Source organism: Streptomyces sp. NPDC092952 (assembly GCF_044754785.1).
Lineage (GTDB): Bacteria > Actinomycetota > Actinomycetes > Streptomycetales > Streptomycetaceae > Streptomyces.
Genome location: NZ_JBIVPT010000013.1, coordinates 185,848 through 208,880, shown reverse-complemented (window position 1 = coordinate 208,880; position 23,033 = coordinate 185,848). Strand labels below are relative to the sequence as shown.

The window sequence follows — 23,033 nt, the reverse complement described above, 5'->3', positions numbered from 1 at the left end:
AATCCACACCGAACCGGAAGGCCCTCACCTGCTTCAAGATCCCTCAGCCGAGACCTCGCTCACCCGTCCACAACCTCCCGGGACAGAACACCTAGGCCCTCGTGTCCGGATCGGGCCGGCTCGCGTGCGCCGGTGCCCGATCCTGCCTCATCCTGACGAAATGTCCTGGCCTCTCCCGGAGGGGTGGACCGGGACGCCGGTGCCGTCGGACATGGCCGCCCGTCAGGTCGTCGGGGCCGGCGGATCCGGTCAAAGCCACGGCGCCCGCGCCCGCGGATCCCGGCCTTTTCATCTCTCATCTATTGACTGAATTTTCAGTCAATGCCACAGTGACTCCACCGTGCCCGGCTGTTCCACACCGCACAGCCGCCGAGAGGCCCGGATCGAGGGCGTCCCCGCTCTTCCGCTGCCGCCCGTGGCGGAACGGCCCCGCCCGCCTGCCCGGCACCGCGTCTGCGGGGCCGGACGCCCCGCGCCGCATCGTTCGACCCATCACCCTGGAGGCACCCGCATGACACGCGCATTCGATGTCGTCGAGACAGGCATCGCGGACCTGCGCGCGGCGCTGGAGAAGGGGGAGACCACCGCGGTCGGCCTGCTCGACGCCTACCTCGCCCGGATCGAGGCCTACGACCGGCCCGGCACCGCCACCGCGCTCAACTCTCTCGTCGTGATGAATCCCGGCGCCCGCGCGGACGCCGAGGCGTCCGACGTCCGCCGCGCCCGGGGCCGGGCCCTCGGTCCGCTCGACGGCATCCCCTACACCGCCAAGGACAGCTACCTCGCCAAGGGGCTGACCGCCGCCGCCGGTTCGCCCGCGTTCGAGCACCTCGTCGCCCAGCGCGACGCCTTCGCCATCGAGCGGCTGCGTGCCGCGGGGGCCGTGCTCATCGGCCTGACCAACATGCCCCCGATGGCCAACGGCGGCATGCAGCGCGGCGTCTACGGCCGCGCCGAAAGCCCGTACAGCGCCGACTGGCTCACCAGCGCCTACGGCTCCGGCTCCTCCAACGGTTCGGGCACCGCCACCGCCGCCTCGTTCGGTGCGTTCGGCCTCGGCGAGGAGACCTGGTCCTCGGGCCGGGCGCCCGCGTCGAACAACGCGCTGTGCGCCTACACCCCCAGCCGCGGCGTGATCTCGGTGCGCGGCAACTGGCCGCTCGTGCCGACCATGGACGTGGTGGTCCCTCACACCCGCACCATGGCCGACCTCCTGGAACTCCTCGACGTCATCGTCGCCGACGACCCGGAAACACGCGGTGACCTGTGGCGGTCCCAGCCCTGGGTGCCGCTTCCCGCGCCCTCCCGGGTGCGCCCGGCCTCGTATCCGGAGCTGGCCCCCGCGGACGGGGCAGCGGCGCGCGCGGCGCTCGCCGGCAAGCGCGTCGGCGTGCCCGGGATGTACATCAACGCCGACCCCGATGCCGGGACCGGACGCGGCGGCATCGGCGGCCAGACCGGGCAGCGCATCGACACGCGCGCCTCGGTCATCGCCCTGTGGCAGGCCGCCCGCCGTGACCTGGAGGCCGCCGGAGCCGAGGTCGTCGAGGTCGACTTCCCCGTGGTGACCAACTACGAGTCCGACCGTCCCGGAGCCCCGTCCCTGCGGACCCGGGGCCTGGTCGGCCACGACTTCCTCACCTGCGAGGCGCTGGACCTGCCGGCCTGGGCCTGGGACGACTTCCTGCGTGCCAACGCCGACCCCGCGCTCCCGTCCCTCGCCGACGTCGACGGCGAACGGATCTGGCCCAAGCACCCCGGCGAACTGCCGGACCGCTACGCCGGATTCGACGACGCGGTCGCCGACTACCCCGGGCTGGTGCGCGACCGTCCGTACGGCTCGCTCACCGGGATCCCTCATCTGGAGCAGGGGCTCCGCGGGCTCGAGGAGACCCGCAGGGTCGACCTGGAGGCGTGGATGGACGGACTGGGCCTCCAGGCCGTGGTGTTCCCCGCGGTCGCCGATGTCGGTCCGGCCGACATGGACGTGAACGAGGCGTCCGCCGACCTCGGGTGGCGCAACGGCGTGTGGGTCGCGAACGGCAATCTCGTACCCCGGCACCTCGGCATCCCGACCGTGACCGTGCCGATGGGCACCATGACCGACACCGGCATGCCCGTGGGGCTGACCTTCGCGGGCCGTGCCTACGACGACAACGCGCTGCTCCGGCTCGCCGCCGCCTTCGAGGCGACCGGGCGTCGCCGCGCGGAGCCGCCGCGCACCCCGCGGCTCCCGGTCGGCGGCCGGACCGACGGCACACCCTGAGCCCCGGCCCCGGCGCGTCCCCGGACAGCGGTGACGCGGCCCGGCCCCCGCATCGCCGAGCGGCGATTCTCTCGACGACCCATCTCTTGACTGAATTTTCAGTTGAGAGGAAGATTCCCACACCCCTCGTATGCGTCCTGTGGCCCGAACCGGCCCTGTGCCCGGTCGACGGCCGCCGACGAGTACGTCTGGCAAGAAGAAATGAGACGTGATGACTGCATTCCGTATGCCTGCCGAGTGGTCCGAGCACGAGGGGTGCCTGATGGCATGGCCCACCCGCCCGGATCTGTGGGGTGGCGTGCTGAACGAGGTCAAGGAGGAGTACGCGGACGTCGCCCGGGCCATCGGCGCCTTCGAGCCGGTCACGATGGTCGCCCCTCCCGGCCACGGCGATGACGCCCGGACCCGGTGCGGCCCGCAGGTCGACGTGGTGGAACTGCCGCTGGACGACTCGTGGTTCCGTGACTCCGCCCCGCTTTTCGTCCTCGACGGCGACGGCCACCGCGCCGGGGTGGACTTCCGCTTCAACGCCTGGGGCGGCAAGCACCACCCGTACGACGCCGACGACCGGATCAGCGCCCTGCTGCTGGAGCACCTCGGGGTGGAGCGCATCCACTCCGACATGATCCTCGAAGGGGGAGCGGTCACCGTCGACGGCGAGGGCACCCTGATCACCACCGAACAGTGCCTGCTCCACCCCAACCGCAACCCGGGCATGAGCCGGGACGGCATCGAGGCCGAGCTGAAGTCCCGGCTCGGTGTCAGCAAGGTGGTCTGGCTCCCCTACGGAGGGCTGCTCGACACCGAGACGGACGGACACGTCGACGGGGTCTGTGCCTTCGCGGCCCCCGGCAAGGTCGTCGTCTCCCTTCCCGAGGACCCCGGCCACCCCGACCACGCGCGGATGCGCGCCAACCGCGCCGTGCTGGAGGCCACCACCGACGCCCAGGGCCGGCCGCTGGAGATCATCGACGTTCCGCAGGCGGCCTTCGCCGACGTGGCCGGTGCCGAGGTCGAGGTGTCCTACCTCAACTACTACGTCGCCAACGGTGGCGTCGTCGTCCCTGTCGCCGGGGTGCCGCAGGACGAGGACGCGCTCGCGGTGATCGCGTCGGCGTACCCCGGCCGCAAGGTCGTCGGGGTGCGGGCCCCGGTGATCGCGTTCGGCGGCGGCGGGGTCCACTGCATCACCCAGCAGATCCCCGCCGCCCGCCCCCTCGCGTAGGGCCTCGTCCGGATCCTGCCGGGCTCGCATGCCCCGGTGCGCGCGCTCGCCGCGTTGTCGGGACCGACCCCGGTACCGGATGCCCCGGACGCCGCCGGGCCCGTGCTCCGGGCGGACGACGCCCACTTTCGAAACACCCCGGGCCCCCGACCCCACCGCCCGCTCCTGCCGGACCGTCCCGGCGGTCCGGCAGCCTCCCCTGTTCACGTACGGCCATCCGTACGGAAAGAGAGCGCGACGATGACCACACCCTCACCCCGCACCAGCAGACGCAGTCGCGCCGTGCCCGTCCGGCTCGCCGCCGCGACGGCCGTCCTGTCCGCCGTGGCGCTGCTCACGGCCTGCTCCGGACCACCCAGGAACGGCGAGGGCGCCTCCGGCGACGTCACCCTGTCCCGGCAGACGCCCAGGGCCAGGGGGGAGATCGACTCCTTCACCTGGGCCACCTACGCGGAGCCGCCCACGCTCGACTACACCGTCGCGTTCGACTACCCGCAGAACACGGTCCTCTCCAACGTGTGCGAGAGCCTGATGCGCTGGACACCGGCGCTCAGGACCGAGCCCGGCCTGGCGCGGAAGGCGACGAACCCCACCCCCACCACCTGGGTCTACGAGCTCCGTCCGCACGTCCGCTTCCACAACGGCGGGGAGATGACCGCCGACGACGTGGTCTTCAGCCTGGGCCGGCAGATGGATCCGCACAACGCCGCCGCGTGGGCCCAGGTGTTCCGGAACGTCGCCTCGGTCAGGAAGACCGGTCCGCTCCAGGTCACCGTCGAGCTCAAGAAGCCCGACTCCCAGTTCCCCCAGTACATGGCGACCGCCGCCGGTGTGGTGGCCTCCAAGGCCGGTGTCGAGGCGGCGGGCCGGAACTACGGCACTTCCGGCGGGCTCGACTGCACCGGCCCGTTCCGGCTCGGCACCTGGAACAAGGGCGAGTCGATCGAGCTCGACCGCTTCGACGGCTACTGGGGCACCAGGGCCAAGTCCGGCAAGGTCGTCTTCCGCTTCCTGACCGACCCCTCCGCCCGCACCAACGCCTTCCTCAGCGGGGAGGCCGACGGCGGCTACCTGATCCCCACCGAGAGCTACGACCGGCTGCGCGGCAGCAGCACCGGCACCCTGTACTTCGGCGAGGGACTGAGCACGGTCAGTGTCAACGTCACCAACATGGAGGGACCGCTCGGCGACGTCCGTGTCCGCCGTGCGCTCTCCCTGGCCCTGGACCGCACCGGTTTCGTCCGGTCCGCCCTCGGAGGCGTGGGGACCGTCACCAGCTCCCTCACCACCCGTGCCGCCTGGGCCGGTGCCTCCGAACAGGCCCGTAGGGCCGCGCTGGACGGACTGCCGCCGACCGCCCCGGACATCGAGAAGGCGAAGGCACTGGTCAAGCAGGCCGGCGCCACCGGCAGGACGCTGACCGTCGCCACCAGTTCCATCGGCCAGGACGTCTCCGTGCTCGCCACCGCCGTGCAGGCAGCGGGGACCGCGATCGGCCTGGACATCAGACTCAGGACCATCGCCCCGAACGCGTTCACCGCCCTGTTCACCGACGCCGGGGCGCGCGAGGGCATCGACATGTTCCCGCTCACCTACTACGACTCGATCACCGACCCGCTGGACCTGCTGTCGAACTTCAGGACCGGCTCGTACATGAACTTCGCCGGCTACAGCGACAAGGGGTACGACGACCTCGTCGACCGGGCGACCGCCGCCTACGACCCGGACCGGCGGATGGCGATCGAGGCGCGGCTCCAGAAGCACGCCGCCGGCCGGCTGCTGTGGATCCCGGTCGCCGAGTGGCCGACCTCGGTCTTCCTCAACAGGAGGATCACCGGAGCACCCACCACGATCTCGTACATGTACTACCCGTGGGCGGCCGACGTGGGGGCTGCCCGGTGAGCTTCACGAGATTCGCCGTACGGCGGCTGGCGGAGATGACCGCCACACTGCTCTGCGCGTCGTTCGTGGTCTTCGGCGCGATGTATCTGGCGCCGGGCAGCCCCGCGAGCTTCCTGCTCTCGGGCCGCTCCGCCTCGCCGGAGGCGCTCGCCGCGATCAACGCGCAGTACCACCTGAACGACCCCTTCCTCGTCCGGTACCTGCGCTGGCTGGGCGACATGGCACACGGCGACTTCGGGCGGTCGATCACCTACCGCACCGACGTCTCCCGGCTTCTGGCCGACCGCCTGCCCACCACGCTGCTGCTGGTCGCCATGGCGCTGGTGGTGGTCGTCGTGACCGGTCTCGTCCTCGGCCGGCTCGCGGCCGTACGCGGCGGCGCCACCGACTCCGCCGTCCTGGTCACGACCACGTTCGCCGTCGGCACCCCGTCCTTCGTCGCGGCGGTGCTGCTCCAGGGGCTGTTCGCCGTCAAGCTCGGCTGGTTCCCCAGCGGCGGAGCGGGCGACGGCTTCCTCGACAAGCTCTGGCATCTGACCCTGCCCGCCATCGCGCTCGCTCTCTACCTGATCGGCCTGCTCGCCCGGGTCACCCGCTCGGCGATGCTGGAAGCTCTCGACGGCGAACACGTCACCGTGGCCCGGAGCCGGGGAGTGCCGGAGCGACAGGTCATCCGCCGCCATGTGTTCCGCAACTCGCTGGGCACCGTACTGACCACCGGCGGTCTGATCGTCTCGACGCTGCTGGTCTGCACGGTCCTGGTGGAGAGCGCCTTCAGCGTCGGCGGCATCGGGCAGCTCCTCGAACTGTCCACCACGACCAAGGACTTCCCGACCGTCCAGGCCGTCTCCCTGATCATCGTGGCCCTGTTCATGACCGTGAACCTCGCCGTCGACCTGCTGATGCCGCTGGTCGACCCGCGGATCGCCCTCGGATCGAGGAGGTCCGCCGCATGACCGCCGTCCTCACCCGCCGACCCGGCCTCGCCCGGATCCGCTCGGCCGGATCACCGCTCCATCTCTGCTGTCTGGGGTTCGCGGTCCTCGTCGTCGCCGGAGCGATGCTCGCCGGTGTGCTGGCACCGCACGATCCCAACGCCGTCGACCTGGGCAACGCGCTCGCGGGCCCCTCCGGCGATCATCCGCTCGGTGCGGACGTGGCGGGCCGGGACACCCTCTCCCGTCTTCTGACCGGCGCGCGCGCTTCCCTGCTGGGCCCGCTCGGGGTGATCGTCTTCTCCACCGTCGCGGGCGTCGTCGTCGGAACGGCCGCGGCCTGGAGAGGCGGCTGGCTGGACTCCGTGCTCTCGCGCAGCACCGAACTGGTCTTCGCCTTCCCCGGGATGCTGCTGGCGATCCTCATCGTCTCGATCTACGGGGAAGGGCTGCTCGCCCCGGTCATCGCACTCGCGATCGCCTACCTGCCCTACGTCGGCCGGCTGACCCGCTCACTGGTCCTGGCCGAACGCGAACGCCCCTACGTCAGCGCCTACCGGGTCCAGGGCCACTCCGGCCTCCAGATCTGTCTGCGCCACATCCTGCCCAACGTCGCCCCCGTCGTCCTCGCCCAGTCCGCCGTCAACTTCGGCTACGCCCTGATGGATCTCGCGGGCCTCTCCTTCCTCGGACTCGGCATCCCCGCGCTCACCCCCGACTGGGGCCGCATGGTCTTCGACGGGCAGGCCGCCATCCAGCGCGGCTACCCGCTGTCCGCGATCCTGCCCTGCGTGCTCATCGTGCTGACCGTCGTCGCGTTCAACGTGGTGGGGGAACGCTGGGCCGACCGCGTCGCCCGGAGGGACCGATGAACACACTCGACATCCAGGGGCTGCGGATCACGCTGCCCGGCACCGCCCGCCCGGTCCTCGACGGCATCGACCTCACCGTCGACGCCGGTGAGACGGTCGCACTCGTCGGCGAGTCCGGCTCCGGAAAGACACTCACCTCACGCAGCGCGCTGGGGCTGCTGCCACCGGCCGCCGTCGCCGAGGGCACCGTCCGGGTCGACGGACGGGACGTGCTCACCATGGACGCCGGGCAACTGCGCGCCCTGCGCACCGGCACGGTCGCCATGATCTTCCAGGACCCGCGCGCCGCCATCAACCCGCTGCGCCGCGTCGGCGACTTCCTCACCGAGAGCGTGCGGCTGACCGGGGCCATGAGCCGGGCGGACGCCACGACCCGGGCCGGTGAACTCCTGGAGGCGGTGGGTCTGGACGCCTCCGCCCTGCACAAGTACCCCGGCCAGGTGTCCGGCGGCATGCTCCAGCGCGTCATGATCGCCGCCGCCCTCATGGGAGACCCGGCGCTGCTGCTCGCCGACGAACCCACCACCGCGCTGGACGTCACCACCCAGGCCGAGGTCGTTGCCCTGCTGAGCCGACTGCGCGAACGCTTCGGCACTGGACTGCTGTTCGTCACCCACGACCTCGACCTCGCCGCGGCGATCAGCGACCGTGTCTACGTCATGTACGCGGGACGGATCGCCGAGAGCGGCCCCGCGGAAGTCCTCTTCGCGCGGCCCCGCCACCCGTACACGGCCGCCCTGCTCGCCTCCACCCCCCGGATGAATGGTCCCCGGGGGCGGCTCGCCGCCATCGACGGCCGGCCCCCCGACCTCCGCGAGGCACTGAACGGCTGCGCCTTCGCCGCCCGATGTCCCCTCGCGACGGAACTCTGCGAGCGGGACGCACCGCGCGCGCTGCCCGCCCCGGGCGGACCGGAACACCACGCCGCCTGCCACCACAGCGACCGGCTCGAAGGGAGTGCCGTCGATGCCTGAGAACGTACTGGCCGTCAGGGGCCTGCGACGGACCTACGGCGCCGTACGCGCCGTGGACGACGTGTCCTTCACCCTGCCGGAAGGAGGATCCCTCGGCATCGTGGGCGAGTCCGGCTCCGGCAAGACCACCACCGCCCGGATCGTCGTCGGCCTGGAACGGGCCGACGAGGGCGAGGTCCTGGTGCGCGGCCGGCCCCGCGCCGGGCGGGAGCGTGGTGCCGGGCGGGGGCGGGCCGGGCGTCTGGCCCGAGCCCGCGAGGTCCAGATGGTCTTCCAGGATCCCTACCTCTCCCTCGATCCGAGGACGAGCGTCGCGGCGGTTCTCCGCGAGACGCTGCGGCTCCACTTTCCCGGGCACGCCCCGGAGAAGCGCGTACGCGAACTCCTCGACCAGGTGGGCCTCGGGACCCGCGCCGCCGAGGCGCTGCCGCGTCAGCTCTCCGGCGGACAGCGCCAGCGGGTGGCCATCGCCCGCGCCCTGGCCGTCGAGCCCGCCGTACTCGTCCTGGACGAAGCGGTTGCCGCGCTGGACGTGTCGGTGCAGGCGCAGATCCTCAACCTCCTGGCCGACATCCGGGAGCAGACCTCGATCGGATACCTCTTCATCACCCACGACCTGGGCGTGGTCCGGTGCGTCACCGACGAGATCGTCGTCATGCGCCACGGTGCCGTCGTCGAGGCGGGCCCCACGGCCGAGGTGCTCGCCGCGCCCCGGCACCCCTACACGCGGCTCCTCCTGGAGTCCGTACCCCGCCCCGGCTGGGACCCGGAAGCGATCTCGGCCGCCCGCCGGGCGCTGCGGCCGGCCACGACCGGCTCAGGCGCCGGCCGCGAGCGTGCGGACGAGGGTCCGCAGGACCGGGCCGGTGTCGACCCCGGCGTCCAGTGACTCCGCGGCGGCGAGGCCGTCCACGGCGGCTGCGACGGCCTCGCCCAATGGCCGGGGATCGAGGTGCCCGCCCCGCTCGTCGGCCAGGACCTTGAAGAGGTCGACGAAAGCGGTGCGCCAGCGCCGGTACTCGGCTGCAAGGGATTCCCGCACCCGGTCGTCGTTCAGGGCATGCCAGTGCAGAGCCGAGTGCAGGTGCGCGAGATCCGTTCCCTCGGGGCGGCCGAGCAGGTCGACCACGCGCTCGGCGCGCTCGGCGAACGTGCCGGGCGCGGCGACGGCCGCCTCCAGCGGGACGATCCACTCGGGGCGGATGTCCTCGACGACGGCCAGGACGAGGTCGGTGCGATCCTGGAAGTGGTAGTGGCACATACCGTGCGAAACCCCGCACAGCGCCGCCACGTTGCGCGTGGTGAAGCGCTCGCTCATCTCACCCGCCAGCAGGGTCCGCGCGGCGGCGATCAGTCGTGCGCGGGTCTGCTCCCCCTTCGCCGACACGCGCGTCCGCCCCGGTCGGGCGGGAGGAGGGGAGAGTTCCTGGGGGCCCTTCGCCGATGCTGCCATGCGGTCACTCTAACGAGCACCCCGACCGCCACCTGCGGTGTTGTGGGAACCCGGGAGATTCACCGTCCAAACTATTGACCGAGCGCTCGGTCAGTTTTAGTTTTCAGGCTCCCGCCGCGCCACGTCGGCGGGTCAGGACGACAGAGGAGATCCCTATGAACGAGCACGCAGTTGCCCATGCGCGGGGCGGGGGCATGGGCAGGCGAGGGTTCCTCGCGGCGGCGGGGCTCACCGCCGCGGGCGCGGCCCTCGCGGCGGCCGAGGGGTGGTCCTGGGCCGCGTCGCCGCGTGTCCGGACGGCTCCGGCGGGCTCCTTCGGCGTCCCGGTCGAGGACGTCCGCCACACCCGTACCTGGATGGCCTGGCCGGACAGCACCGCGATCTGGGGGCGCGGTCTGCTCAGCGGGGTCCAGGCCGACATCGCGCTGATCGCGCGGACCATCGCCAAGTACGAGCCCGTCGTCATGTGCGCCAACCCCGGCAGCGCGGCCGGCGCCCGGTCCAAGTGCGGCCCCTCGGTCACCGTCATCAGCTCCATCCCGGTCGACGACTGCTGGATGCGCGACAGCGGCCCGGTCTTCCGTACCGACGGGGCCGGCGGCCTCGACGCGGTCGGGCTCAACTTCAACGGCTGGGGCAACAAGCAGACCCACGCCAAGGACGCCCTCGTCGCCGAGCGGATCGCCGCCTACGCCGGAGTCCCGTTCACTTCCGCGGGCCTGGTCGGGGAGGGCGGCGCGATCGAGCAGGACGGCGCCGGCACCCTGATGGCGACCCGCAGCAGCCTCATCAGCACCAAGCGCAATCCCGGCAAGTCACAGGCGCAGCTCGAAACCGCCATGTGCGCCGCGTACGGGGCCTCCAAGGTGATCTGGTTCGACGGCGTGTCCGGGCAGGACATCACCGACGACCACGTCGATGCCACCTCGCGCTTCCTCGCCCCGGGGCAGGCGCTCGTCCAGATGCCCCTGGCGACGGACACCGACGTCTACGCGAAGGACGCGCGCCGGCAGTACCAGATCCTGTCCGCCTCCACCACGGCGAGCGGCGGCCCGATGTCGGTGAGCCGGCTCCAGGGCCCCGACTACAACAAGATCCGCTCCACCAACGCGGACTTCCTCGCCTCCTACGCCAACTACTACCTGTGCAACGGGGCCGTCGTCTCGGGCCAGTTCGGCGACACCAGGGCCGACGCGGCGGCCAAGGCCACGCTGGCCCAGCTCTACCCCGGCCGGGTCGTCGAACAGCTCGACATCGACCGCCTCGGCACCGGCGGCGGCGGAATCCACTGCGTCACCCAGCAGCAGCCCGTGCCGTAGCGGGTGGGCGTACGAGGGCCGGGGACGCGGGAAGGTGCCGCCGGGGCCGGCCGGAGAGGCGGACCACCGCCTGCTCCGGCCGGACCCCACCACCGCGAGGCCGCGATCTCCCAGTCGCCGAACCCCCGCACCCGTCCGAGCGCTGTGCGCCGCGGGGTTCGGCGACCGCGGTCGCCGTGACCCCGGCTCGGCGGCTCGGATAAACACTCGCCGACGGTCACCCTCGGTTACTATGCTCACTTCTTGCCGGAAGCCGGCAGCAAGGGGCGCGGCGCCGTCGGCGGTCTCCGGGGGAGTGTGAGGGCCGGCTCGCCGAACGGACCCCCCGGATTCTCCCCAGCGCCGCAGACCGGCGATCGCTGCCTCCACGCTCCGGAAAACCGTCCGTGGATTGCAAGGCTGAAGAGATGGGTGACCTGGGAAAATGTTGGAAGAGGTCGTAGCGACCCGCTACATCACGCCGCTACGTGAGGGTGGCTCGCTCCCCGGGATCGTCGAGGCCGACGATCTCGGCACGTACGTCATGAAATTCACCGGCGCCGGGCAGGGCCGCAAGACGCTCGTCGCGGAGGTGATCTGCGGACAGCTCGGCCGACGGCTCGGGCTGCGCGTCCCCACCCTCGTCCAGATGCAGCTGGACCCGGTCATCGGCCTCGCCGAGCCCGACCAGGAGGTGCAGGAGCTGCTCAAGGCCAGCGGCGGGCTCAACCTCGGGATGGACTTCCTGCCCGGCTCCATCGGCTTCGACCCGCTCGCCTACGAGGTGGACCCGCGCGAGGCCGGACGGGTCGTCTGGTTCGACGCGCTGATCAACAACGTCGACCGGTCCTGGCGCAACCCCAACATGCTGGTCTGGCACGGCGACCTGTGGCTCATCGACCACGGCGCCACCATGATCTGGCACCACAACTGGCCCGGAGCCCAGACCTCCGCCGCCAAGCCGTACAACGCCTCCGACCACGCGCTCGCCCCGTTCGCCCCCGACATCGCGGCCGCCGCCGCCGAACTGGCCCCGCTGGTCACCGAGGAACTGCTCACCGAGGTCGCCGCGGACGTCCCCGACGAATGGCTGGTGGACGAGCCCGGCTTCGCCACCACCGACGAGCTGCGCCGCGCCTACGTCGAGGCGCTGCTGCCGCGCGCCGCGACCATCCACGAACGCATCACCATGGACGGCCCCACCCCGGACCGGCCGTCGCAGGCCCCCGGCTGGCTCACCGACCACCTCACCCCCTGGCCCCACCCCACCAAGAAGAACGACAAGGACGGCCAGCGGTGAGCGAGCGCGATGTCTTCGAGTACGCCCTGCTGCGCGTGGTGCCCCGGGTGGAGCGCGGCGAGTGCTTCAACGCGGGCGTGGTGGTCTACTGCCGTGCCCGGAGCTTCGTGGCCGCCCGCACCCACCTCGACGAGACCAAGCTGAAGGCCCTGGACCCGGCCGCCGACACGACGGGCGTACGGGCAGCCCTGCACGCCGTCGAGGGCGTCTGCCTCGGCGGCACGCAGGCGGGCCAGGCCGCCCGCGACGACGCCGGCCGCCGCTTCCGGTGGCTGATCGCGCCGCGCTCCACGGTCGTCCAGCCGGGCCCCGTGCACAGCGGTCTCACGACGGACCCGGAGGCCGAGGTCGAGCGGCTGCTGGAGCTGTTGGTCCGCTGACCGGTCCGCCGGCGCGCCGCCCCGCCGCCGTCGCGCGGGTGGTGCGCCGGATGTGACATGCGCCGCGGCGGCCGCGCGCCGTTGACACCGGATGCCGCGGCTTCTAGCGTCTCCTCTGCTGAAGGTACTAAGCGGTCGCTCAGGCATCGGGAAGGTTCCGTACACGAGATCGAGATCCCGTGCCGGAGGCGCCCCGGACCCGCTGGGCGGCGATCCAAGGGCGAGGAGAACCAAGCATGTCCACCACCGAGCAGCGCGTCGCCGTAGTGACCGGAGCGGCCCGGGGCATCGGCGCCGCCACCGCGGTGCGCCTGGCGGCCGAGGGCCGCGCCGTCGCCGTACTCGACCTCGACGAGGCCGCCTGCAAGGACACCGTCGACACGATCACCGCGGCCGGGGGCAGGGCCCTCGCGGTCGGCTGCGACGTCTCGGACAGCGCCCAGGTGGAAGCCGCGGTCGCGCGGGTCGCCGCCGAGCTCGGCGCCCCGACGATCCTGGTCAACAACGCGGGCGTGCTCCGTGACAACCTGCTCTTCAAGATGAGCGAGTCCGACTGGGACACCGTGGTGAACGTCCACCTCAAGGGCGCGTTCCTGATGGCCAAGGCCGTCCAGAAGCACATGGTGGACGCCGGGTTCGGCCGGATCGTCTCGCTCTCCTCCTCCTCGGCGCTCGGCAACCGGGGCCAGGCCAACTACGCCGCCGTCAAGGCGGGCCTCCAGGGCTTCACCAAGACCCTCGCCAAGGAGCTCGGCAAGTTCGGCATCACCGCCAACGCCGTCGCCCCCGGCTTCATCGTCACCGAGATGACCGCCCAGACGGCCGCCCGGATCGGCATGGGCTTCGAGGACTTCCAGGCCGCGGCCGCCACCCAGATCCCGGTCCAGCGCGTCGGCCGCCCCGAGGACATCGCCAACGCCATCGCCTTCTTCACCGGCGACGACGCGGGCTTCGTCTCCGGCCAGGTCCTGTACGTCGCCGGCGGACCGCTCAACTGAACCCGGAGGGCTGGGACATCATGGCAGTGCAGGACAGCGGGAAGGTCGCGCTCATCACGGGCGCGAGCCGGGGCATCGGCTACGGGATCGCCGAGGCGCTGGTGGCCCGGGGCGACCGGGTGTGCATCACCGGACGCGGCGAGGAGGCGCTCCAGGAGGCCGTCCAGCGGCTCGGCGCCGACCGGGCGATCGGCGTGGCCGGGAAGGCGCACGACGCGGAGCACCGGACCGAGGCCGTCGAACGCACGATGGAGGCGTTCGGCCGGGTCGACTTCCTGGTCAACAACGCCGGTACGAATCCGGTCTTCGGGCCGATCGCGGAGCTCGACCTCGGCGTCGCCCGCAAGGTCTTCGAGACGAATGTCGTCTCCGCGCTCGGTTTCGCGCAGCTGACCTGGAAGGCGTGGCAGAAGGAGAACGGCGGGGCGATCGTCAACATCGCCTCGGTCGCCGGTATTTCCGCCTCGCCCTTTATCGGTGCGTACGGCATGAGTAAAGCGGCCATGGTCAATCTGACCCTGCAACTGGCGCACGAGTTCGCGCCGGCCGTCCGGGTCAATGCGATCGCGCCCGCGGTGGTGAAGACGAAGTTCGCCCAGGCGTTGTACGAAGGCCGGGAGGCGGAGGCCGCGGCGGCTTATCCGCTGGGCCGGCTGGGAGTTCCCGAGGACATCGGCGGCACTGCCGCGTTCCTGACCTCCAGTCAGTCGGAGTGGATGACCGGACAGACCCTGGTGGTCGACGGAGGGATCTTCCTGAACGCGGGCGTGGGCTGAGACGGCCTGAGCTGGTTTGGCCCTGATTGACTCAAGTGCCCTGCCGGGCCTGCGGATTGATCCGGCGGGGCACTGCGGTATCGTCTGCCGACCCATGGCTGATCGAGGAGCGTGCACGTGTTCTACCGGGCCAGTCTGCAGGCCGCTGCAGCCTTTGCTTCCCTTTCTCTGCTGGCCGGCTGCGGACTTCTTTCCGACAGTGGTTCGAAGGGCGAGCAGAAAATAGTCGTCGGCACCACCAGTGAACCCTCGACCCTCGATCCGGCAGCGGCGTGGGACAACTCCTGGGAGCTGATGCGGAATGTCTTCCAGACCCTGGTGAGTTTCCCGACCGGAAGCACCAAGCCCGAGCCCGATGCGGCGGAATGGTGCAGGTTCACCGATGACGCCAGCACCTCCTACCGGTGCAAGATGCGCAAGGGTCTTAAATTCTCCAACGGGGACAAGCTCGACGCCGCGGCGGTGAAGTACTCCATCGACCGGATCTCGGAGATCGCCTTCAAGAACGGCCCGGTCGGCATGCTCGGCTCGCTCGACCGTGTGGAGACGAAGGGGGACGACATCGTCGTCTTCCACCTCACCCGGCCGGACGCCACGTTCCCGTTCATTCTGGCCACGCCCGCGATGTCCCTGGTGGCCCCCAGCGACTATTCGCAGCACAAAATACGCAACGACGGAAAGGTCACGGGTTCCGGTCCGTACCTCCTCGACTCGTACAAGCCGGGTACCCGTGCCGAGCTGGTGAAGAACCCGGACTACCAGGGCTTCGCGCACCGCAAGAACGACGCGGTCACCATCCGGTACTTCAAGGAGTCCGCCCCGGTGGTCGCGGCGCTGCGGAAGAAGGAGATCGACGCGATCTACCGCGGTCTCACCGCCGAGGAGGTCGTCGGACTGGAGCGGGACCAGTCCAAGGACGGGCAGCCGCGCATCGTCGAGACCGTCGGCGCCGACATCCGCTTCCTGGTCTTCAACCCCGAGGACCCGGCGGCGGGGAACGTGGCCGTACGGCGCGCCATCGCCCAGCTCGTCGACCGCGACGCCCTGGTGGCCAAGGTGTACCAGGGGACGGCCGAACCGCTGTACTCCATGGTCCCCAAGGGCATCGCGGGCCACACCACCAGCTTCTTCGACGCGTACGGCGACCCGGACCGGGCCAAGGCGAAGCAGATCCTGTCCAAGGCGGGCATCAACAAGCCGGTCGAGCTGACGTTCTGGTACGCCACCGACCGGTACGGCTCCTCCACCGCCCCCGAGTTCGACGAGCTGAAGCGCCAGCTGGACGGCTCCGGGCTGTTCCGCATCACGCTCAGGAGCACGACCTGGACGCCCTTCCAGGAAGGCTTCACCAAGGGCGAGTACCCCGTCTTCGGCCGTGGCTGGTTCCCGGACTTCCCGGACGCGGACAACTTCATCGCCCCGTTCGTGGGCAAGCAGAGCGTCACGGGGATGCCCTACCTGAAGGACGAGATCACCAAGCAGCTGCTGCCGGAGACCCGCAGGAAGAGCGACCGGGGCGCGGTCGCCAAGCAGTTCGAGCGGGCCCAGCGGATCCTCGTCGAGGACGTGCGGCTGCTGCCGCTGTGGCAGGGAAAGCTGTACGTCGCCTCGGGCGAGGACATCGGCGGCGGCGAGCGTGCCCTGGACCCGCAGACGGTCATGCAGATGTGGGAGTTCTACCGCAAGACCAGCTGGTAGTCCGCACCGCGGGACGCGTTGTCAGTGGCCCCCGGTAGGTTCTCGGACGTACAGCTGATTTGCTTACCGGAGGTTGTTGAAGTGACCGACACCGACCTGCTGCCCGAGTCCTGGCGAGACGTCCTCGGCGAGGAGCTCCAGAAGCCCTACTTCAAGGAGCTCACCGAGTTCGTCGAGGAGGAGCGGGCCAAGGGGCCGGTCTACCCGCCGCGCGACCAGGTGTTCGCCGCCCTGGACGCCACGCCCTACGACCGGGTGAAGGTCCTCGTCCTCGGCCAGGACCCGTACCACGGCGAGGGCCAGGGCCATGGGCTGTGCTTCTCCGTGCGGCCGGGAGTGAAGACACCGCCCTCGCTGCGGAACATCTACAAGGAGATGAAGGAGGAGCTGGGCCTGCCGGTCCCGGACAACGGCTATCTGATGCCGTGGGCCGAGCAGGGCGTGCTCCTGCTCAACGCCGTGCTGACGGTCCGCGCGGGTGAGGCCAACTCGCACAAGGGCAAGGGCTGGGAGAAGTTCACCGACGCCGTGATCCGGGCCGTCGCCTCGCGGCCCGACCCGGCGGTCTTCGTGCTCTGGGGCAACTACGCCCAGAAAAAGCTCCCGCTGATCGACGAGGAGCGCCATGTGGTGGTGAAGGGGGCGCACCCCTCGCCGCTCTCGGCCAAGAAGTTCTTCGGCTCCCACCCGTTCACGCAGATCAACGAGGCGGTGGCGGCGCAGGGGCACGACGCCATCGACTGGCGCATCCCGGACCTGGGCTGAGCCCGCGTCCCGGTCCGGTCGGCTGCGGCTTTCGGCGGCCGGACCGGGACGCCCGCCCGAGCCTCAGCGGGATCGGCGGCCGCTGGCGCTAGCGTCGACCGGGAACGAACGGGGGACCGGCGCGTGTGAGGAGGCCGCGGTGGCGGAGCAGCGGGAGGCGTCCAGGGATGCCGTCATGACCAGGATCGGCCAGGCGGTCATGCTGCTGCACGGCGGCGACCGGGAAGAGGCCCGCAACCGCTTCGGTGCGCTCTGGTCGGAGATCGGTGAGGCGGGCGACGCCCTGGACCGGGCCACCCTCGCCCACTACATGGCCGACACCCAGGACGATCCCGGTGACGAACTTGCCTGGGACCTCAGGGCGTTGACCGCCGCCCAAGGGCCGGCCGGCGAGCGGGCGGCGCTGCATCCCGACGCCCCCGCACTGCGGGCCTTCTACCCCTCGCTCCACCTCAGCCTGGTGGCGGACTACCTGAAGCTGAGGCGTCCAGACGCGGCGCGGTTCCACCTGGACCGGGCGCGCGCCGCCGCCGGCACGCTCGCGGACGGGCGGGCCGACGACGGGTACGCGCAAGGGGTGCGCGCGGCGATCGCCCGGCTGGAGCTGCGGTTGCGCGAGCCCTGAGCCGGTCCGCCGACCGTGTGACCGGGCGGAGTCAGTGCCCGTAGGTGTTGTCGCAGATCCTGGACTGCGGGCTGCCCGCGGGCCAGTGCCCGTAGCCCCGGCCCAGGGCGCAGATGCCCGTACCGGGGGCCGGTGGCGGCGGGACGGGGACCGGAGCGGTCACCACGGGCGGCACGGGGACCGGGCGGGGGAGCGGACGCGTGGTGACGGGGTGCCGTTGCCGCCACGGGGCACGGGGCACGGAGCGGCGGGGCGCGGTCGGGGCACTGGTCGCGCGGGGCGGGGCGGCCGACGAGGGGCGGGGAGTGGACGGCTCGGGGACCGGCAGGGCCTCCAGCGAGTCGTGGACGGGCGGCAGCACGATCTGCGGCGACAGTCTCTGGGCGGGACCACTGCTGTGCGGCCGGGGCGGGATGTCCGGACCCGGCCCCACGGACACGCAGCCGGACAGCGTGGTGGCGGCCATGCCCACCAGGAGGCTCACGGTGATTCGGGTTCGTTGCACCTGATCAACTCTGCGGTGCGGACGGGGCCAGGGAGGGTACGGCGGCCGGGATTGCTCCGCACGTGTGACATCCGGTCGGCGTGGCGTCCATCCGGGACCGAGGATTCCGTTCAGCAGTTCGGTGAATCCCGCGCGCGGCACCACTCCTGTCCATGACGGACGGACGGGACGGACCGGCGGACGGGCCCAGCCGCGTACGGGGACGACGCCGGTCCCCGCGCCGGGCCCCGCCTTCCCCGCCGGTCGGCGGCCGCCCCGGTCCACGTATGCTGCCCCTCGCGAGGCGGACACGGCGCCGGCGGACGCCGGACAGCGAGGACAGGGAGACCCTGATGAAGGTCGGCTGCATCGGGCTCGGCGACATCGCGCGCAAGGCCTACCTGCCGGTGCTGACCAGCCTGCCCGGCGTCGAGCTGCACCTGCAGACCCGTACGCCCGCCACCCTGGCCGACGTCGCCGAGGCCCACCGGATCCCGGCCGCGCAGCGCCACGCCGACCTGGACGCGCTGATCGCGCAGGGGCTGGACGCCGCGTTCGTCCACGCCCCGACGACCGCCCACCCGCAGATCGTGGCCCGGCTGCTGGAGGCCGGCGTCGCCACCTACGTCGACAAGCCGCTGGCCTACGAGATCGCCGAGTCCAGGCGGCTGGTGGCCCTGGCCGAGGAACGCGGCACCAGCCTCACCGTCGGCTTCAACCGCAGGCTGGCCCCCGGCTACGCGGAGTGCGCCGAGCATCCGCGCGAGCTGATCCTCATGCAGAAGAACCGGGTGGGCATGGCGGAGGACCCGCGCACCATGGTGCTCGACGACTTCATCCACGTCGTCGACACCCTCCGCTTCCTGGCACCGGGGCCGGTCGAGGACACCGTCGTACGGGCCAGGGTCCGCGACGGCCTGATGCACCAGGTCGTGCTCCAGCTGTCCGGCGACGGATTCACCGCCATCGGCATGATGAACCGGCGCGGCGGCTCGACCGAGGAGCGGCTGGAGGTCTCCGGCCAGGACGCCAAGCGCGAGGTCGTCGACCTCGCCCGGATCATCGACCACCACGGGGTGCCGAGCGTACGGCGGCGCGGCGACTGGGTACCGGTGGCCCGCCAGCGCGGCATCGAGCAGTGCGTCCTGTCCTTCCTCGACGCCGTGCGCGCCGGCACGGTGCTGCACGCCGGGGACGCCCTGCTGACCCACGAACTCTGCGAGCGCGTCCTCACCGACCTGGGCCTCGGCTGAGGCCGGACCCGGTGCCGTCCGGCCCCGGGATGCGCCGGATCCGGACGGGATGCAGGCTGGGGTGACGTCCCACCGGCCTGTGGAGGTGACCTCGTGCGACCCCACGACGAGCCAAAGGGCTGGGGAGCGCTCCAGCCGCCGCCCGGCTACTACTCGGCCGACGGACGCCCGCCCGACGCGACGCAGCGCGCCCTGATCCTCGACTGGGCGGTCAACCAGCGGATAGCGGCCGGCTGGCGGGTGGAGTCCCGGTCCGAGACGCAGGTCGTCATGGTCCGGGGAGCCCCGCTCAACCATCTCCTGCACGCCCTCCTGACGGTGCTCACCTGCTTCCTCTGGGGCGCCGTCTGGCTGGTGCTGGCCGTGACCAACAAGGTCCAGCGGGTCGCGCTCACCGTCGACGCCCAGGGCCACATCGTCTCGGTCAACGGCCCCTGACCGGCCGGTCGGAGACCGTCCGCCCGCGCCCCGCGCGCGAGCGGACCGCCTCGTACCCGCAGAACAGCACCAGCACCGCCGCCGCCCCCTGGAGCGGCCAGTCGCCCAGCCGTACATAGAGCGTGCGGCCCGTCGCCAGGGGCACGTCGAACACGGCGGAGCCGCGGACCTCCGTACCGAGCGGTTTGCCGATCCGGGCGCCCGACGGGCCGTACGCCGTACTGACCCCGGTGAGGGTGGCGTGCACCATCGGCCGGCCGGTCTCGGCGGCCCGCAGCGCCCCCAGCGAGGCATGCTGCCAGGGCGCCCAGCTGTGCTGGAACGAGGAGGTCGAGGACTGGGCGACCAGCACCTGCGCCCCGTCCCGGGCGAGCCGCCGGCTCATGTCGGGGAACGCCGACTCGAAGCAGATCATCGGCCCGATCCGCAGGGTGCGCCCGCCCCCGGCCGCGGGCACCGTCATCGTGATCTGCCGGGTGCCCCGCAGCCGGTCCTCGCCCGCCGCGCGGCCCAGGGACGTGACCCAGCCGAGCACCGGCCGGGCGGGGATGTACTCGCCGAACGGCACCAGCCGCATCTTGTCGTACCGTTCCCCGGTCAGCCCGTCCGGACCCACCAGCACCGCCGACTTGAAGATCCCCGTCCGCCCCGACCGGTCGGTCTGCCGGGCGTCCTCCCCGACCAGGATGTCCGCGCCCACCCGGCGTGAGAGCGCGGCGATCCGCCCGGCGACGTCCGGCCGGCGCGCGAGATCCACCCCCGCGCTGCTCTCGCCCCACACCACCAGGTCGACGCCGCGCCCGGCCAGCGCGCCGGTCAGCCGCTCACCGGCGGCCAGCCGCCGCTCCGCGCCGAGGGGCCCGTCGAACACCCCGGGCTGCACGACGGCGATCCTCGCCACCCCCGACACCTCGGGCCGGGGAGCCCACCGCACCGCCGCCCCCACGGCCAGCCCGCACACCACGAGGGACACCCCGGCCACCGTACGGGCGGCCGGGGCCAGGAACAGCAGGGCCACGGCCGTGTTCACCGCCACCAGCACCAGGCTCACCAGCCACACGCCGCCCACCGACGCCACGCGCAGAGCGGGCCCCACCTGCCACTGGGAGGCGCCGAGCAGCCCCCAGGGACCGCCGAGCGCCTGCCAGGAACGGACCAGCTCGATCATCAGCCAGCCGCAGGGCACCAGCACGACCGCGCGGGCGGCCCCCGGGGCGGAGAGCCGCCCGCCCAGGGTCCGGCGGACCAGCAGCCCCCACGGCGCCCACAGCAGACCGAGCAGCGCGGCCAGGACCACGATGAAGACATGGAGACTCGGCATCAGCCAGTGGTGCACCGCGAGCATGTAGCCGGTGCCGCCGAGCCAGCCGTCCAGTGCCGCCCGCCGCGCCGTACCGGCCGACCGGACGAGGAGCAGCCACGGCACCAGACAGACACCGGCCAGCCACCACAGGTCCGGCTCGGGGAAGGTGAGCGCGGGCAGCGCCCCGGCGAGCAGGGCCAGACACCCCCGCCCCCAGGCCGACCGCAGCACCCGCTCCCGTCGCTCCTGTCCCCACCGCTCGCCCCGGCCGGCCGGAATCCGCATGCGGCTCCTCCCTGTTCACTCCCCGGCGAGGAGCATCCCGGCGCCGCGCCACTTCTCGTGCACGGTCACCGTACGAATACGCCAGCCGTCGGCCGTGCGCGACAGCGTGAACGCGTACCGTCCGCCGGAGACGAAGTTCGGCGTGGTGGACCGCGTCCCCGGGCCGTCCGTGCCGCCCTCGGGGGTCTCCAGCCGCATCGGGTTGAGATAGTCGGCCCGGGCCCGGGCCCCGTCGCCGCGGTACCCGTCCGGGGCCTCGATGTCGATGCGCCGGTTGACGATCAGATGCTGGCGTACGGGGAAGAGCCGCATCGTCTCCGCCAGCCACCGGGCCACCTCGGCCACCGGGCCCTCGATACCGCCCGCGCCCCGGTAGTCGGCCCGGCCGTCGGGGGTGAACAGGGCCAGGTAGTCGGCCCACTCACCGTCGTCCACCGCCGCCGCGTACCCCGTGAGCAGGGCGTCGACGGCGAGCCGGTCCATCAGATGGGCGAGATCCGCGCGCTGCGTCATCGGGTCAGTGTCCGCCCGCCCGCCGAAGAGGCCAAGAGGCGTGCACGGACGACCGGACGCAGCGGTCAGCACGGCACGACGGCGACCGGACCGAGCGCGTGCGTGAGCGTGGTCTGCGCGACGGGGGAGAGCCCGAGCCCGAGGGACTCGCCTCCCCGGCGCCGCCCGATCACGGTGAGCGCCGCAGTGGCCGACGCCGTGACCAGGGTGCGCGAGGCCGAACCGCTGACCGGCTCCCGTACGGTCTCGACCTGCGGGTACTTCTCGCGCCAGCCCGCGGTGAGTTCCGCGAGGGTCCGCGCGGCGGCGTCGGCCGCGGCGTCCCGGTCGAAGACGGGGCCGCCGGAGACCATGGAGGAGAACATCGTCCAGCCGTGCACGATCCGCAGCCGCGCGCCGGGCCGGGACGCGGCGGTCCCGAAGGCGAACTCCAGCACCGCCTCGCTGCTCTCGTCGGCGGCCACCCCCGCGACGATGTCGCGATGCGCTTCCTCGTCCACCGGTGTCTCCTCCTCGGCCCGGGCGGAGTGGACGACGACGACCGGGCAGTCCGCCATCGAGGCGGCCGCCAGGCTGTTGGAGCCCAGCAGCAGGGAGCGGAAACCGCCCAGCCCGCGCGAGCCGACGACGATCAGCGAGGCGTTGTGGCTGAGCGAGGAGAGCGCCGCCGAGGGGTAGTCCAGCGGTGTCAGCGTCGACGGGCTCAGCTCCGGGGCGATCCGGGCCACCTGCCGTACGGACCGGGCGAGCAGTTCCTCAGCCTCGCGGCGCCGGGCGTCCCGCTCGGCGGGATGGTCCGGCGTCAGGGCGTGCACGACGGTGAGCCCGAGCCCCCGGCGCGCGGCTTCACGGGCGGCCCAGTCGAGTGCTTCGTCGCTGTGCGACGAGCCGTCGACCGCGGCGATCACGGGGCGGTCGGTGCTGGTCATGGTGTCCCTCCAGATTCCGGCGGTGCGTGTCCAAGACTGGTCGGCGCGGACACGGTGCGGCAGGGCCTTTCGACCCTATCCGCCCGGAAGATCCCGGGACCACCGCAACCCGCGTCCCCAGCGGATTTCTGGAGGTGGTCCAGGGGCTGACGAGGGTGACGTGGCGGTGGCGGCCGCGTCGGGTGGTCCGGGCCGAGGCCGTGCTCGAGCACGACCGCCGCACCAGGCCGGCGACCGGGCCACCGGTCGGCAGGTTCGCCGTCCAGGCCGCGCCGACGGATGCGGCACGCTCTGCCACATAGCCCTGCGCTCTTTGCCAAGGACGGTGCCGGATTTCCTCCGATGATGACCGGGCCCACTT

The 23,033-nt window shown here is 72.1% G+C and carries 22 protein-coding genes; 17 read left to right on the top strand and 5 right to left on the bottom strand.

The genetic code is table 11. The features are described from left to right. Positions 1–511: 511 nt before the first annotated feature. From ACIQGQ_RS27315 to ACIQGQ_RS27285, 7 genes are all read left to right on the top strand, one after another. Positions 512–2,266 (top strand): amidase, encoded by a 1,755-nt coding sequence (locus ACIQGQ_RS27315; RefSeq protein WP_402400184.1) that lies wholly within the window; start codon positions 512–514, stop codon positions 2,264–2,266. Positions 2,267–2,477: 211 nt separating this feature from the next. Beyond that, entirely contained in the window at positions 2,478–3,491 is a 1,014-nt protein-coding gene (locus ACIQGQ_RS27310) for an agmatine/peptidylarginine deiminase (protein WP_402400181.1), read from the top strand. A gap of 240 nt (positions 3,492–3,731) precedes the next feature. After that, a complete protein-coding gene (locus ACIQGQ_RS27305) occupies positions 3,732–5,393 on the top strand; it encodes an ABC transporter substrate-binding protein (protein ID WP_402400179.1) in 1,662 nt (553 codons plus the stop codon). After that, complete coding sequence (locus tag ACIQGQ_RS27300; RefSeq protein WP_402400176.1) at positions 5,390–6,349, top strand: ABC transporter permease; 960 nt, start codon at positions 5,390–5,392, stop codon at positions 6,347–6,349. The genes ACIQGQ_RS27305 and ACIQGQ_RS27300 overlap by 4 nt, the downstream gene beginning before the upstream one ends. Further along, positions 6,346–7,200, top strand: a complete 855-nt coding sequence (locus tag ACIQGQ_RS27295; RefSeq protein WP_402400174.1) for an ABC transporter permease — start codon at positions 6,346–6,348, stop codon at positions 7,198–7,200. The genes ACIQGQ_RS27300 and ACIQGQ_RS27295 overlap by 4 nt, the downstream gene beginning before the upstream one ends. After that, complete coding sequence (locus tag ACIQGQ_RS27290) at positions 7,197–8,174, top strand: ABC transporter ATP-binding protein (protein WP_402400171.1); 978 nt, start codon at positions 7,197–7,199, stop codon at positions 8,172–8,174. The genes ACIQGQ_RS27295 and ACIQGQ_RS27290 overlap by 4 nt, the downstream gene beginning before the upstream one ends. Continuing rightward, positions 8,167–9,063 carry an ABC transporter ATP-binding protein gene (locus ACIQGQ_RS27285; protein ID WP_402400168.1) on the top strand — a complete coding sequence of 299 codons (897 nt, stop codon included), beginning with the start codon at positions 8,167–8,169 and terminating at the stop codon, positions 9,061–9,063. Before ACIQGQ_RS27290 ends, ACIQGQ_RS27285 begins: the two co-directional genes overlap by 8 nt. On the opposite strand, the gene ACIQGQ_RS27280 is transcribed toward ACIQGQ_RS27285, so the two are convergent. Then, entirely contained in the window at positions 8,992–9,627 is a 636-nt protein-coding gene (locus tag ACIQGQ_RS27280) for a TetR/AcrR family transcriptional regulator (RefSeq protein WP_402400165.1), read from the bottom strand. The genes ACIQGQ_RS27285 and ACIQGQ_RS27280 overlap by 72 nt on opposite strands. A gap of 155 nt (positions 9,628–9,782) precedes the next feature. Between ACIQGQ_RS27280 and ACIQGQ_RS27275 the strand changes: the two genes are divergently transcribed. From ACIQGQ_RS27275 to ACIQGQ_RS27240, 8 genes are all read left to right on the top strand, one after another. Further along, a complete protein-coding gene (locus tag ACIQGQ_RS27275; protein ID WP_402400162.1) occupies positions 9,783–10,946 on the top strand; it encodes an agmatine/peptidylarginine deiminase in 1,164 nt (387 codons plus the stop codon). A gap of 424 nt (positions 10,947–11,370) precedes the next feature. Beyond that, positions 11,371–12,225, top strand: coding sequence for a HipA family kinase (locus tag ACIQGQ_RS27270; protein WP_366300071.1), 855 nt, complete (start codon positions 11,371–11,373; stop codon positions 12,223–12,225). After that, positions 12,222–12,605, top strand: a complete 384-nt coding sequence (locus ACIQGQ_RS27265; RefSeq protein ID WP_402400159.1) for a DUF3037 domain-containing protein — start codon at positions 12,222–12,224, stop codon at positions 12,603–12,605. The genes ACIQGQ_RS27270 and ACIQGQ_RS27265 overlap by 4 nt, the downstream gene beginning before the upstream one ends. Before the next feature lie 236 nt (positions 12,606–12,841). Further along, positions 12,842–13,603 carry a 3-oxoacyl-ACP reductase FabG gene (gene fabG / locus ACIQGQ_RS27260; protein ID WP_352274277.1) on the top strand — a complete coding sequence of 254 codons (762 nt, stop codon included), beginning with the start codon at positions 12,842–12,844 and terminating at the stop codon, positions 13,601–13,603. A gap of 20 nt (positions 13,604–13,623) precedes the next feature. After that, complete coding sequence (locus ACIQGQ_RS27255) at positions 13,624–14,379, top strand: SDR family oxidoreductase (RefSeq protein WP_366300074.1); 756 nt, start codon at positions 13,624–13,626, stop codon at positions 14,377–14,379. Positions 14,380–14,496: 117 nt separating this feature from the next. Continuing rightward, positions 14,497–16,077, top strand: a complete 1,581-nt coding sequence (locus tag ACIQGQ_RS27250) for an ABC transporter substrate-binding protein (protein WP_402400155.1) — start codon at positions 14,497–14,499, stop codon at positions 16,075–16,077. Positions 16,078–16,158: 81 nt separating this feature from the next. Further along, positions 16,159–16,842: a uracil-DNA glycosylase gene (gene ung, locus ACIQGQ_RS27245; RefSeq protein ID WP_402400152.1), complete on the top strand. Its 684-nt coding sequence runs from the start codon at positions 16,159–16,161 to the stop codon at positions 16,840–16,842. Between the two features lie 139 nt (positions 16,843–16,981). Beyond that, entirely contained in the window at positions 16,982–17,467 is a 486-nt protein-coding gene (locus tag ACIQGQ_RS27240; RefSeq protein ID WP_402400149.1) for a hypothetical protein, read from the top strand. A 31-nt stretch (positions 17,468–17,498) separates the two neighbouring features. Here the strand turns inward: ACIQGQ_RS27240 and ACIQGQ_RS27235 are convergent, their stop codons facing one another. Then, a complete protein-coding gene (locus tag ACIQGQ_RS27235) occupies positions 17,499–17,972 on the bottom strand; it encodes a hypothetical protein (RefSeq protein ID WP_402400146.1) in 474 nt (157 codons plus the stop codon). A 332-nt stretch (positions 17,973–18,304) separates the two neighbouring features. Between ACIQGQ_RS27235 and ACIQGQ_RS27230 the strand changes: the two genes are divergently transcribed. After that, entirely contained in the window at positions 18,305–19,204 is a 900-nt protein-coding gene (locus tag ACIQGQ_RS27230) for a Gfo/Idh/MocA family protein (protein ID WP_402400143.1), read from the top strand. Between the two features lie 93 nt (positions 19,205–19,297). Then, positions 19,298–19,642: a hypothetical protein gene (locus ACIQGQ_RS27225; RefSeq protein ID WP_366300080.1), complete on the top strand. Its 345-nt coding sequence runs from the start codon at positions 19,298–19,300 to the stop codon at positions 19,640–19,642. Here the strand turns inward: ACIQGQ_RS27225 and lnt are convergent. The 3 genes from lnt to ACIQGQ_RS27210 all read right to left on the bottom strand — a co-directional run bounded on the left by lnt (position 19,629) and on the right by ACIQGQ_RS27210 (position 22,672). Beyond that, entirely contained in the window at positions 19,629–21,230 is a 1,602-nt protein-coding gene (gene lnt / locus ACIQGQ_RS27220; RefSeq protein ID WP_402400140.1) for an apolipoprotein N-acyltransferase, read from the bottom strand. The two genes, ACIQGQ_RS27225 and lnt, sit on opposite strands and share 14 nt — an antisense overlap. 15 nt (positions 21,231–21,245) lie before the next feature. Further along, positions 21,246–21,743 carry a nuclear transport factor 2 family protein gene (locus ACIQGQ_RS27215; protein ID WP_402400137.1) on the bottom strand — a complete coding sequence of 166 codons (498 nt, stop codon included), beginning with the start codon at positions 21,741–21,743 and terminating at the stop codon, positions 21,246–21,248. 65 nt (positions 21,744–21,808) lie between these two features. After that, on the bottom strand, positions 21,809–22,672 hold the full coding sequence (locus ACIQGQ_RS27210; protein ID WP_402400134.1) for a universal stress protein: 864 nt from the start codon (positions 22,670–22,672) through the stop codon (positions 21,809–21,811). Positions 22,673–23,033 lie beyond the last annotated feature (361 nt).

Excerpts from the sequence above, each read along its gene's own strand:
- ACIQGQ_RS27255 (WP_366300074.1), top strand. The coding sequence starts at position 13,624 with ATGGCAGTGCAGGACAGCGGGAAGGTCGCGCTCATCACGGGCGCGAGC.
- ACIQGQ_RS27295 (WP_402400174.1), top strand. The coding sequence starts at position 6,346 with ATGACCGCCGTCCTCACCCGCCGACCCGGCCTCGCCCGGATCCGCTCG.
- ACIQGQ_RS27275 (WP_402400162.1), top strand. The coding sequence starts at position 9,783 with ATGAACGAGCACGCAGTTGCCCATGCGCGGGGCGGGGGCATGGGCAGG.
- ACIQGQ_RS27310 (WP_402400181.1), top strand. The coding sequence starts at position 2,478 with ATGACTGCATTCCGTATGCCTGCCGAGTGGTCCGAGCACGAGGGGTGC.
- ACIQGQ_RS27280 (WP_402400165.1), bottom strand. The coding sequence starts at position 9,627 with ATGGCAGCATCGGCGAAGGGCCCCCAGGAACTCTCCCCTCCTCCCGCC.
- ACIQGQ_RS27285 (WP_402400168.1), top strand. The coding sequence starts at position 8,167 with ATGCCTGAGAACGTACTGGCCGTCAGGGGCCTGCGACGGACCTACGGC.
- ACIQGQ_RS27270 (WP_366300071.1), top strand. The coding sequence starts at position 11,371 with ATGTTGGAAGAGGTCGTAGCGACCCGCTACATCACGCCGCTACGTGAG.
- ACIQGQ_RS27230 (WP_402400143.1), top strand. The coding sequence starts at position 18,305 with ATGAAGGTCGGCTGCATCGGGCTCGGCGACATCGCGCGCAAGGCCTAC.
- ACIQGQ_RS27290 (WP_402400171.1), top strand. The coding sequence starts at position 7,197 with ATGAACACACTCGACATCCAGGGGCTGCGGATCACGCTGCCCGGCACC.
- ACIQGQ_RS27315 (WP_402400184.1), top strand. The coding sequence starts at position 512 with ATGACACGCGCATTCGATGTCGTCGAGACAGGCATCGCGGACCTGCGC.
- fabG (WP_352274277.1), top strand. The coding sequence starts at position 12,842 with ATGTCCACCACCGAGCAGCGCGTCGCCGTAGTGACCGGAGCGGCCCGG.
- ACIQGQ_RS27305 (WP_402400179.1), top strand. The coding sequence starts at position 3,732 with ATGACCACACCCTCACCCCGCACCAGCAGACGCAGTCGCGCCGTGCCC.
- ACIQGQ_RS27215 (WP_402400137.1), bottom strand. The coding sequence starts at position 21,743 with ATGACGCAGCGCGCGGATCTCGCCCATCTGATGGACCGGCTCGCCGTC.
- lnt (WP_402400140.1), bottom strand. The coding sequence starts at position 21,230 with ATGCGGATTCCGGCCGGCCGGGGCGAGCGGTGGGGACAGGAGCGACGG.
- ACIQGQ_RS27210 (WP_402400134.1), bottom strand. The coding sequence starts at position 22,672 with ATGACCAGCACCGACCGCCCCGTGATCGCCGCGGTCGACGGCTCGTCG.